Raw genomic sequence first — 11,779 nt, 5'->3', positions numbered from 1 at the left:
CTGCCGCGGCAAACTGCTCATTTATTGATCTTATGTACCCGTTGAGGTTTAATTCACAAGATGAGAAAAAATGCGTACTGACTCTGGTGGGCTAGATATCGCCTATACCGAGGGAAGTCCATTAGACTATGTAATCTTAGGCCCTTGTAGCGTTTTTTCTTTTTTAAGTAGAGTCTGTTCGTATCTTGTAATTTTATCATCCATACGTTCTAACACATTCTTCATCTCTTCCATTCTGGTTACGAGCTGCCTACGCTGCTCGACGAGAAGTTCTTTTCTAGCATCCATGGTTTCATCCCCCTGTTGAAACAACCTCACATACGTAATCAAAGTCTCAACTGGAAGACCTACGCCTCGCATACACTTGATAAATTCAACCCACCTGCAGTCTTCTTCCGTATAATCCCTGATTCCGCTTTTATTGCGGTTCACGCGTGGAATAAGTCCGATGCGTTCATAATAGCGGAGTGTATCCTGTGATAAGTTAAATTGTTCACTTACTTCTGCGATCAACATGCCGATTTCACCTCCTGAATTCAGATCAAGAACGCCTATCTGATAGAATAGGCGTTCTTATCGTTACTTATAAAATTGTCATCGCATCACAATAGGTCCAACGACCGGATGAGGAACATAAGGCTCTTCCAGCGACGCCATTTCTTCAGGTGTCAACGTAATCGCAAGAGCGGCTGCTGCATCCTCGAGATGGGACATTTTCGTAGCGCCGATAATGGGAGCTGTTACCGGTTCATTCTGCAGCAGCCAGGCAAGTGCAACTTGAGCGCGGGGGACGCCACGTTGTTCTGCGATCGCCGCAACCCGCTCTACAATCAATTGATCGGTATTTGCAGTCGCATCGTATTTCGATTTCTGAACTTGGTCGGTTTCGGAACGATGGGTTGTTTCCGACCAATCACGTGTCAATCTTCCAGATGCGAGCGGGCTGTACGGAATCACACCGATTTTTTCTTCCTTACACAGCGGCAGCATCTCTCTCTCTTCTTCACGGTAGATGAGGTTGTAATGATTCTGCATCGATACAAAGCGGGTCCATCTGTTTTTCTCAGCTGCATGTAACGCCTTAAGGAACTGCCATGCGTACATAGCAGAAGCTCCTATGTATCTAGCCTTCCCGGCCTTTACAACATCATGCAAGGCTTCCATCGTCTCTTCGATGGGAGTATTGTAATCCCAGCGATGGATTTGGTACAGATCCACATAATCGGTTCCCAGCCGCTTAAGGCTCTTATCGATTTCACTCATGATTGCCTTTCGGGAAAGCCCAGCACCGTTGGGACCTTGATGCATGCGAAAATGAACCTTCGTTGCGAGGACAATTTCATCTCGGTTGGCATAGTCCTTTAAGGCCCGTCCAACAATTTCCTCACTTGTTCCGTCTGAATATACATTCGCCGTATCAATAAAATTGATACCGAGCTCTAGGGCTTTCTTTATAATTGGACGACTGCGCTCTTCATCAAGTACCCATGGGTGGACCCACCGCTCTGCTACACCAAAGCTCATACAGCCAAGACAAAGCCGAGATACATCCAAGCCCGTATTTCCAAGCTTCACATATTCCATTGGATTGTTCCTCACTTTCATGTGGTTTCCCTCATGTGTAGTTTACTCCCTGGAGTTAACTCCAAGTCAAGTCATTGTGATTCCATAATGAATGTTTGCCGTATTCATGTTACTGCACAAGGGACTCCATATCCTTAAGTGATGGTGAGACGGCGGCTTAAAATGCGTTTATGGAAAATGATGGAAAATCATAAAAACGAAGTCCTCAGCTATAAAACAGGCGAGACATCCTTGGTCGAGCGAAGGGACGAATATGCTTACATGCTGGATCACGATAAGACTACTGAACGGCAAATTTAGATCGCCAGTAATTGATCAAATCTATCAATTTCATTGGATTTATGTTTTCATGGAGGAGTATCATCCTATAGAAATTGAAGAGGCAGCTCCAGCTGTTGAAACGGCAGGATTGTCGATGCCGCGAGTATTTGCTGCGATGTCAAGATAAAATTGAGAAGGGAAGGACAAGTATGTATAACATGTTAGTTGTCGATGACGATCGTTCCGAAAGGGAAGGAGTCAAATTTCTGACAGAACAATTTAATTGGGGACTTGAAATATACGAAGCGGATTCCGGGGAATCGGCGCTGGAATACATCCGCGACCACAGCAATATTGATATTCTGCTTACGGACATACGAATGAGAGAGCTTGACGGTCTGCAGCTCGCGCAAAAAGTCAAAGAGCTGCTGCCGCATATCAAAATCATTTTTATGAGTGCCTATGGCGAGTTCGAATACGCTCAGAAAGCGATCGATTTGAACGTGACTCATTACATACTGAAGCCGGTGGAAATCGGTGAATTCATGCGCGTTGTTTCGAATGTCATCCGGCTGTGCGACGAAGAGCAGAAAGAGAAATTAAAGAATGAACGAATCCAAGAGATCTATTGGAAGGGAATTCGCTACGAGAAGCAGCAGTTTTTATATGATCTTATTCATGGCAGGGGGATGATTGCGGAAGAGGATAACGAGTCTCCGGACACGGCCATCCACTTTAGCGGGTACCGTTATTTGCGAATGGCGATGATCCATACGGGAAGCCGTTTTTTTGATAGGAACGATCTCGATGTCGAGCCGGTATTGACGGGAATGATTGGCGGGAAAGCCGATTTCGTTAATTTGAATGAGGTACAGAGCGTTTTATTATACGAAGGCAGTCCGGAAGAAACCATAGAGGATCTTATTCGGATGGGGACATTGCTGGTCGAGTTGTTCAAAGAAAAACATAGCGCGGACGTAAGCATCGTGATCAGCGGGTTGATCGAAAGCCTCAAGCATATAGGCAGTGAATACAACTTGATGGAAACGATGTTGGCGAATAAGTTTTTTATGGAGAAAGGGGCGGTGCTCTACACAGGGGAGGTCAAGTCGGGAGACAGGGACGTTTATTCTAACACTCGCCGTGTTTTGTTCGATACAACGGAGTGGTTAAAGGAAGTCGAGGTGGATAGCGATAAAATCGTTCTTCTGATCGAGCTGCTCGAAGGTAGAAAAACCGTCTCGGAAAACTATGCGAAATATGTTTGCACGGAAGTATTGAAGTCGATCGATCGTCCGATACAACATAATGTAAACGATTTCATTATGGGACTGGAAAGGATCCATAATGCTTCTTCGCTCATGGAGCTCATGGAGGTTATGCGGTCGATCGCCCAGGATATGATAGCGAGCGTTGAAAGACCCCGTGAATTGTTTCGCAGCGTGATCGAAGAAGTCATACAGATTATTGACCGGGAGTACTGCAGTGAAATCACGCTGGAGAGCATTGCAAAGCAGGTCTATCTGAGTCCGGGTTATTTGAGCCGATTGTTCAAGAAGTATAAGGGCAAGAGTATCGTGAAATATATCACGTCGATCCGGTTGGAAAAGGCGGGCGAGCTTCTCTTGACTTCGAACAAGAAAATCACGGATATCGGCAAAGAAGTAGGGTATCCCAACTTTGCCTATTTCTCCGCCTTATTCAAAAACAATTACGGGAAAACGCCGTCCCAGTACAGGGAAGAACAGGGCCTATGAGAAGATGGATGAACTGGACATTCCTACGTTTTAAATTTAAACAGAAACTGTTTATGTCGTATCTTATCGTTACTATTATCCCGATTATGGTACTCGGGATTTATTCATACACGCAATCAAGACAATTGCTCAATGATCAAGCGAAGCAAAGCATCGAGAGAAACATTAGTACAGCAGAGAGCAGCATTGCCTATAAGATGGAATTGTACAATAACTTGATTCAATTGATTGTCGCCAATCGATTAATTCAAGATATGGTATCGGTTCCAAACGGTGGAGAGGTCGAATTATCGACGTTGGCCAATCAATTAAGAGAGTATTTGGATCCGTACTTCAATATGATGCTCACGTCCTATCACGGAATTGATAAGCTGACCATATACACCGAGAGCCCGCTGCCGGAATACGGAGATTATTTGCGGTCGGCCACAGGGGTATCGGATCAAAGCTGGTATAGGGAGGCTCTTAGAAAATTTGGCATCCGCTGGTATTTTGACGAATCACAGCAGGCAGCCTATGCGGTAAGCAAATTTCCGGAAACGTTCCTGTCTGGCCATCATGTCTTGTATGTTCATGTAGATGTCAAAAGTATATTCATGGATGCTATGAAGCTGCTAAGCGATTACGGTCTCGTCATAACGGACTCGCACGGCACTGCGGCAGTGACGAATGCACGTGCTGCCGGCTGGTTTTCTGATGCCCCTGCAGGGGTTCAGGAAGAAGGCATTTCCACGATTAACGGAATAGAGTTTATGGTGATCAACAAAAAAATTCCGAATACAGGCTGGACGATCCACTGCTACGTACCGATCGACCAAGTATCCGGAAACGCTGCCCCTATCTTATATGCAACCTTTATCGTTATCGGTATTTGCATCGCTATTCTACTCATTATCATCTCTCTATTCGCCAACGGGATGTTAAGACGCATCTACCGGTTGAATCATTGGATGAAACGCGTGGAGAACGGCGGGCTTGAGCTGAAGATCCATAATTCGTCCAAAGACGAAATCGGCGAGCTGACCGATCGTTTCGGCAACATGCTGTTTCGTATTCGAGAACTGATTCAGGAGGTACGGCAGAAAGAATTGCATCGGCTGCAAGCGCAGATGAATCCTCATTTTTTATATAATACACTTTCGTCCATCAACTGGAAGGCACTGCAAACTAAATCCTATGAAATTAGCCGGATCGTAACCTCGTTGTCCAAATACTATCGCACGGCACTCAACAAAGGAGACCATTTTATATCGGTCAAAAATGAACTGGAAAATGTGAAATCGTATTTAGACATTATGCTCATTACCGATAATTATGGCTTCGATGTTATGTACGATATCGACAACGACGTTAATCGGTTTGATACGATCAATATGATTTTGCAACCGCTGGTGGAGAATGCGATCAAACACGGCGTTAACCGAAAGACGGAAGGCAAGGGGATAATCACCATTTCGGCTACTCTTGTAGATGGCAACGTGCAATTTGCCATTATGGATAACGGGCCGGGGATGGAGGAAGAACTGATCCAGAATGTGATGAAGCTTCGTTCTGCGGGGTATGGCCTTAGGAATGTACAAGATAGAATCGAACTGTTTTTCGGTCATGGTTACGGTATAACCGTTCGAGGTCATGGGGAGGGAGAGGAAGGAACAACGATGTTGATAACCGTCCCGCAAATCGTAAAGGATGCTAACTTATCTGATTTGACAAAAAAACGATAAGGAAATCAAATAAGTGATAATGTTGCCTCATTACCCCCATGCTATACTTTCCATATGAAATGAATGCGCATTCATGGATTAGAGGAAGGAGACGAAAGGGATGAGTAAAACGACAGTGCTGGCCGAGCGGCCGGGATGGAATGGCCAACCGAAAACCAGGGAAGCCAGATCCAAACGACATGCGTTCAAAAAATACAAGGTACTGTTAATCATGATGGTTCCTTCCTTATTGTACGTCATCATTTTCAACTATGTACCGATTTACGGACTATTAATTGCGTTTGAAGATTTTCAAATTACGAAAGGCTTCTTCGGCAGTCCTTGGGTCGGATTGGCCCATTTTGAGAAAGCGTTCCGAGATCCAGGTTTCTATCTGGTGCTAAAAAATACGGTATTAATCAGCTTGTACCGCATGGTGTTCGGGTTCCCCATACCCATCATTTTCGCGCTGCTGCTGAGTGAAGTGAAGAACGTCAAATTCAAGAAGACAGTTCAGACGGCATCCTATCTACCCCATTTCATTTCATGGATCATCCTGGGCGGTATTTTCATGAGTATCTTTTCACTTGAGGGGCCGGTTAACGCGATCCTTGGCGTTTTCGGGGTCGATCCCATATTATTCATGGCTGATACCAGTTATTTTCGTTCGATTCTTGTCATCACGTCGATTCTGGCGGGATTCGGCTGGAGCTCGATCATTTATTTTGCCGCAATCACGGGCATCGATCCGCATTTGCACGAGGCTGCGGTCGTTGATGGCGCAGGCAGGATGAAGCGAATGATCTATATTACGATCCCGCTGCTCATGCCGGTGATTAGTATTATGCTCGTCTTGTCCATGTCAGGTATTCTCGATGCCGGATTCGATCAGATTTTCAACATGTACAACCCGCAAGTATATGACGTTGCCGATATTATCGACACTTATGTTTACCGAAAAGGTTTGATCGATATGGATTACGGTTATGCGACGGCGGTAGGCTTATTTAAATCGTTAATCGGTCTCATCCTGATGCTGACGGCGAATGGATTGGCCAGAAGGATCGGAGGCGGTGATTATACATTATGGTAAAGACGGAGAGTAAAATCGCAGACATCTTTCTATATGCAATCATGACGGCCGTGCTGGTCATTACGTTGTATCCATTTTGGACGCAAGTGGTCATTTCCTTAGATGGCGGGGATGCAGCCAACAGTTCATTCATGCTGTTTCCGAAATCGATTACGTTTGACAGCTACAAGCTTGCACTTGACTTTGATGCCCTATGGATCGGATATAAAAATACCATTATAAGGACATGCCTCGGTGTGGCGCTTAGCATATTGGCAACCGCGATCACCGCTTATCCATTGTCGAAAAAGGATTTACCGCTGAATCGCTGGATTACTAAATTCATGCTGATCCAATTTATTATTGGGGGCGGATTAATTCCAAACTATTTGTTAATCAAGTATCTCGGGATGTATAACACCATATGGGCGCTTGTCATCCCCGGTATGATCAGCACCTTCAATGTCTTGATTATGCGCAACTTTTTTCGGTCGCTTCCGGAAAGCCTGGAGGAGTCGGCGATGGTCGACGGTGCAGGATATTTGAAAATATTCATCCGGATTATTCTTCCGTTATCCATGCCTATTATTGCCACGGAAGCGTTGTGGGTAGGAGTCGGACATTGGAACGCCTGGTTCGACGCGTTGATCTATACGAACGATGCGAATAAAGAGATGCTGCAGCTGGTGCTTAGACGAATCATTATCCAGAATAACCCGACCCAATTTAGTGAAGTTTTAACGAAACTGCAAGAGAAAAGTCCCTATTCCGGAAGGCAGCTGCAAGCCACCGTCATCATGCTTTCGATCCTTCCGATGCTTGTTGTCTATCCTTTTTTGCAGAAATATTTTGTGAAGGGAATCATGGTAGGTGCTATTAAAGGTTGAGCATGAAACGTGAAGCATTTAATAGAACGAAACAAGTAAACGGGAGAGGGTTAAAACAATGAACAGAAAAAAACATGGGTTATCCGCATTCATCTTCTGCATGGTGCTTGTTCTGCTGATCAGCGGATGCAGCGGGAAATCAAATTCGGAAGCACCGAAGAATCAGGAAAACGCTCCGTCGAACGACGGGGAAGGTTCGGATGGCGAAGCTGCGAAGATGAAGCTGAATTTTTGGACGTATTATCCGGAACAAACCAAAACAGACGGTTATTTCATGAACTTCCTCAAATCCAAATTCGATTTCGATGCTGAATTTTATGTCGCCTCCTCCGATACGGCCAAGGAAAAGCTGAATCTGGCTATCGCTTCCGGCGATATTCCCGATTGGTGGAAAAGCCTTAGCTTCCAGGAATACGACAAGCTGATTAAACAGGATGTTGTTGCCGAGATCAAAGCGGAGGATCTGGAACAGTATGCCCCCAAGTACACAGCATTTTTGAAAAAGGTATTGGGAGACGATCCGTTTAAATATTTGCGCAGGGACGGCAAAATTTACGGATTGCCGGGGATTTGGGACTTAGCTCCGCATGGAAACGTTGTAGGCTTCCGTGAGGATTGGCTGAAAAAAGTCGGAATAACGAAAACACCGGAGACGCTTGAAGAGATGGAAGAAGCGTTGAAGCGATTCCGCAATGACGATCCGGACGGTAATAACAAACAGGACACTTATGGCATTACGGGTACGGCCGGGGCAATCGGAGACTTATTCAGCTTTGTGTTCGGCGCGTATGGCGTTTATCCAGGGGCATTTACGGAAGACGACGGCAAGATCGTGCGTGGCGATATATTGCCTGGGGCGAAAGAAGCCTTAACCGTATTAAACCGTTGGTATAGTGAAGGTTTGATCGACCCTGAATTTATTGTCAACAAAGCAAACAATGTACAGGATAAATTGGCTCAGGAAAAATCCGGAGCTGTCGGCACCTATTGGTTCGGGCTTGCGCAGGATGGCGTATTCTGCTGCAATGACATCTATGCGACACTGCACAAAAAGAATCCAGATGCCAGCTTTGCCATGATTCCGGGGCCTAAGGGACCGGACGGAGACTTTGGCATGCTGCAGGGCAATGCGCTGTTTGGAGTCGATATTATGTTTGGCAAGCAATTGGAGAACGATCGCGATAAGATGATCAAATACCTTCAGGTTTTCGAATTCACCTCCTTCGAAATTGAATCCAAGATCGCGATAACCTTTGGCGAAGAAGGAAAGACGTTCAAGAAGACGGCAGATGGCGAGTTCGAATACATTGAGCCGTACGACGATCAAAAGGAACGGTGGAAATACGGCTTTGACGGCGCTTATTCCGTTCCAGGGGGATGGAATGACGATTACAGTGAAGAATTGGCGTCTTTTGCTACAAAGGATAAATCCTTACTTCCGCTGCGAAGCAAGCTGATGGAATTGGGCACGGGAAAATATGATATTCTTGGACCGATCGACAGGCCAATCTACAATGATTACAAGGAAAGACTGGATAAGCTGACGATGCAAACGTTCATTGATATGATCACAGGCAAGAAACCGGTCAGCGAATTTGACAACTACGTGGCGGAGTGGAACAAAATAGGCGGCGATAAGGTCATGGCAGAAGCACAGCAAGCGTATGATCAGTTAAAACAACAATAGAGTCACAAGAAACGGCATAGGTTGATCGGGCGGCCTTCCAATGAAGGCCGCATAGCATACCTTCCCTTGACGGTTTCTTATACAAGCTAAAGAGGAGTGACGGATTATGGGCATATCCATACAAAACAACAAAATAGTCATTCAGAATGATTATATCTATCGGGAAATCGATATTTCGGAAGGCTTGGCGACGACTGAATATAATATTCGTCCTAATGGTAAGAAGAGGGGAGAATACTGGTACCCGGTTTTTTCGTTCGAGTCGAACCTGCCTTACGAGGCTGCCGTGACCATCGACGGCAAGACATATGAGGCCGGTCCGTGGAAGCACCGGTTGAATTGGGACAGGGAAGGGGCCTTTTACGTGGCAAACGCCGAGGTGAGTAAGGGTTGTTTCGGAGATATACTTCACCTGACATGTACGAGGCGCCACAAGGGATTACCGCCGGTTGAACTTGTGATCGAATATGAAATTGCCGACGAGCTGCCCATGTTAACGAAAAATGTACGCGTGTACAATGTTTCGTCTTCCCCCATTACCGTAGATAATGTAACCGTTGATATCGTTCGATTGTTTGAAGGGAAAATAGAACTTTCCGTATTCAGTGATTATTATTGGAGCATTCAGAAGGAAGACGACTATTACGTTCCTTTCTCCCGGTTCGAGTTCCCGAAGCCAATCGGCATGGAGCTTATACAAGGAGAACATTTTGAAACATTCAAGTGCTACGAAGCGGTTACATCGGGAAACAAAGATGAGGCTTCTATTATCTTGCATCGGCTTTACAAGCAAATTGCGCCATGGATTACGTCGCCGCAAATCAAACAAATCGTGGCTACATGCAAATCATACGAAGAGCTCCTTGCATTTGCCGACAACGCAGCCGAGGACGGCGTCGAATCGGTCGAGTTTTTCGTAGGTCAGCTGTTTACGAATACAGGCGACTATATCCCGCGTCCGGATCTTTTCCCGAATGGGGAAGAAGATATGAAGATGCTGGTCGATTACTATCACAGTAAAAACTTGACGGTTCTTCCGTATTGCTCAACGACAATCGCCTGGCATTCTTCCGAGATTTGCAAGCAGCATCCGGAGTGGCAGTATTTAGGTCCCGACGGAATCCGTTATTCTCCGGAAGGGCTGGGCAATATGTGCTACCAGTCGCCATGGGGCGATTATATCAGGACGAAGCTGCTCCATCTCCTCGATCATATTGGGTTTGACGGCCTTGCCATTGACGGTCCTTATCATGGGCTTCCGTGCCTAGAGGCCGACCACAGCCACGCTAATCCCCAAAGCGTGGAGTTCATGAATTGGATGTGGGAAAAGCGCTTTTTCAAGGAGATTACGGACAGAAACAAGATGATTACTGCGCCGCAAGAAATGCAATCCATGTTTCTGGGGTTGAGCCAGCGTCCCGGCGGTTACCGAGAGGAAGACCAGAATGTCATGGGCGGCATGCGCCTTGTTACGCAATCGCGTGCATTTGTTTACGACTCGAGGTATAAAGATCCGGCTTGCGCGACATGGACGTCCGCTAACCTGGAAACATACCACGGTCATAGCATCGAGCCGTCAGAGGAAAACACGGCCACCTACGACCATGCGCTCGGCGGCATGTTCGGATACGGGCATAGCGGCGTATTATACGGAAAAAAGGCTTATATCGGGAATAAGACGAATACCATTTTTCAGAAATGGATTTCGTTCTATAAAAAGTATCGGGCGACACTGGCTGGAGAAATGGTGCATCTGGCGCGTCCGAACGGTTTCGAACCGGATGCGGTGATGCATGTATCGATGGAAGCGGAAATTCCCTCCGTCCTGGTCGTGTTTAATCCGGTCGATGAAGAAAAGACGATTACGCTGGAGCTGCCGCTAAAATATGCAGGGTTTGCAGGCGGAGAAGAGGCCCTCATCGAAACAATCGGCGCGGTGAACCTGGACTCGCGCGGTCATGGCGTCGTAACGCTGACGCTTCAACCACATGAAATTGCTACGATGGAAATCATCAAGCGGATGGGCTGAACATGCAGCTTTGAAACGAATAAATGAAATGTTGCAAGGAGATGAGAGTACGATGTTGAGCATTTCTGCGGGAAAGTTGAACATTCAATTGGATCGTCAAGGCAGGATAACTGGTCTAACCGATACCGCTGACGGTAATCGATATGAATCTGCCAAGCATACTATGCCGCTGCTTCGGGTTGTCGTTGACGGCCGGATCGAGTTGCCGGAGCAGGCCGATTATGAAGCGGCATCCGGCATAATGACATTGAAGTTTCCTGAGTGCGGAGCGGCAGTGGAGGTTTTGGCCGAAGAAAAAGGGCTTTATGCGACATTCGAAGTGCAATCCATCGATGGTGATGTCGATGCCGTCATCTGGGGGCCCTACGTTACGACGGTAGCCGGTTCGATCGGGGAGTCGGTTGGCGTCGTGCATAACGGATCATTCGCCCTCGGCCTGCAGGCATTGAATATAAAAACCGTCGGGGGATGGCCTCTCGAGCTCGATCGGATGGAATATGTTCAGCAAACGTATTCGAACAGCGGGATGCCGGATCCTGACAGCACACAGCCTTCGGACAACAAATTCGAATATGATGTTTGCGCGGCGTGGCCGATAAGCGAAGGAAGCATGCTGCAAGCGTATGCCAGGAATCGGACGAACGCGGCCCGGCGCCCCGCATGGAATTTGCCGGAGGTCGATATCGCGCCGATCGCCGGCGACGACGCTCGAATCGCCGGGACCAAGATCGCCTTATTCGGCTGTGCGGTTGACCGGGTTCTCCAAACGATCGAAGCGATCGAGATCGGGGAAGGGCTG

At 46.7% G+C, this 11,779-nt stretch carries 9 protein-coding genes; 7 read left to right on the top strand and 2 right to left on the bottom strand.

Annotation, left to right across the window (positions count from 1 at the left end; genetic code table 11):
• Window positions 1-126: 126 nt before the first annotated feature.
• Both NNL21_RS31510 and NNL21_RS31505 read right to left on the bottom strand, forming a co-directional pair.
• Window positions 127-516: a MerR family transcriptional regulator gene (locus NNL21_RS31510; RefSeq protein WP_204820794.1), complete on the bottom strand. Its 390-nt coding sequence runs from the start codon at window positions 514-516 to the stop codon at window positions 127-129.
• 78 nt (window positions 517-594) lie between these two features.
• Window positions 595-1,584, bottom strand: coding sequence for an aldo/keto reductase (locus NNL21_RS31505; RefSeq protein WP_204820921.1), 990 nt, complete (start codon window positions 1,582-1,584; stop codon window positions 595-597).
• A gap of 470 nt (window positions 1,585-2,054) precedes the next feature.
• Between NNL21_RS31505 and NNL21_RS31500 the strand changes: the two genes are divergently transcribed.
• The 7 genes from NNL21_RS31500 to NNL21_RS31470 form a co-directional block, all read left to right on the top strand.
• Window positions 2,055-3,602, top strand: a complete 1,548-nt coding sequence (locus NNL21_RS31500) for a response regulator transcription factor (protein ID WP_204820795.1) — start codon at window positions 2,055-2,057, stop codon at window positions 3,600-3,602.
• 53 nt (window positions 3,603-3,655) lie between these two features.
• Window positions 3,656-5,326, top strand: a complete 1,671-nt coding sequence (locus tag NNL21_RS31495) for a cache domain-containing sensor histidine kinase (protein WP_256555614.1) — start codon at window positions 3,656-3,658, stop codon at window positions 5,324-5,326.
• A 100-nt stretch (window positions 5,327-5,426) separates the two neighbouring features.
• A complete protein-coding gene (locus tag NNL21_RS31490) occupies window positions 5,427-6,398 on the top strand; it encodes an ABC transporter permease (RefSeq protein WP_204820797.1) in 972 nt (323 codons plus the stop codon).
• Window positions 6,392-7,264 (top strand): carbohydrate ABC transporter permease, encoded by an 873-nt coding sequence (locus tag NNL21_RS31485; RefSeq protein WP_204820798.1) that lies wholly within the window; start codon window positions 6,392-6,394, stop codon window positions 7,262-7,264. The genes NNL21_RS31490 and NNL21_RS31485 overlap by 7 nt, the downstream gene beginning before the upstream one ends.
• Before the next feature lie 58 nt (window positions 7,265-7,322).
• Window positions 7,323-8,951: a type 2 periplasmic-binding domain-containing protein gene (locus NNL21_RS31480; RefSeq protein WP_204820799.1), complete on the top strand. Its 1,629-nt coding sequence runs from the start codon at window positions 7,323-7,325 to the stop codon at window positions 8,949-8,951.
• Window positions 8,952-9,057: 106 nt separating this feature from the next.
• Window positions 9,058-10,980 (top strand): alpha-galactosidase, encoded by a 1,923-nt coding sequence (locus NNL21_RS31475; RefSeq protein WP_204820800.1) that lies wholly within the window; start codon window positions 9,058-9,060, stop codon window positions 10,978-10,980.
• A 52-nt stretch (window positions 10,981-11,032) separates the two neighbouring features.
• Window positions 11,033-11,779: hypothetical protein (locus NNL21_RS31470; protein WP_256555613.1), on the top strand; the 747-nt coding region annotated here is incomplete at its 3' end.

Origin of the sequence: Paenibacillus mendelii, from assembly GCF_024498075.1 — a bacterium.
Lineage (GTDB): Bacteria > Bacillota > Bacilli > Paenibacillales > Paenibacillaceae > Paenibacillus_Z > Paenibacillus_Z mendelii.
This window is presented reverse-complemented; position numbering and strand designations above follow the sequence as displayed.

What these genes read in the sequence shown, in the direction of transcription:
- NNL21_RS31495 (WP_256555614.1), top strand. Translation starts at nt 3,656, where the DNA reads ATGTCGTATCTTATCGTTACTATTATCCCGATTATGGTACTCGGGATT.
- NNL21_RS31480 (WP_204820799.1), top strand. Translation starts at nt 7,323, where the DNA reads ATGAACAGAAAAAAACATGGGTTATCCGCATTCATCTTCTGCATGGTG.
- NNL21_RS31510 (WP_204820794.1), bottom strand. Translation starts at nt 516, where the DNA reads ATGTTGATCGCAGAAGTAAGTGAACAATTTAACTTATCACAGGATACA.
- NNL21_RS31485 (WP_204820798.1), top strand. Translation starts at nt 6,392, where the DNA reads ATGGTAAAGACGGAGAGTAAAATCGCAGACATCTTTCTATATGCAATC.
- NNL21_RS31500 (WP_204820795.1), top strand. Translation starts at nt 2,055, where the DNA reads ATGTATAACATGTTAGTTGTCGATGACGATCGTTCCGAAAGGGAAGGA.
- NNL21_RS31490 (WP_204820797.1), top strand. Translation starts at nt 5,427, where the DNA reads ATGAGTAAAACGACAGTGCTGGCCGAGCGGCCGGGATGGAATGGCCAA.
- NNL21_RS31505 (WP_204820921.1), bottom strand. Translation starts at nt 1,584, where the DNA reads ATGGAATATGTGAAGCTTGGAAATACGGGCTTGGATGTATCTCGGCTT.
- NNL21_RS31475 (WP_204820800.1), top strand. Translation starts at nt 9,058, where the DNA reads ATGGGCATATCCATACAAAACAACAAAATAGTCATTCAGAATGATTAT.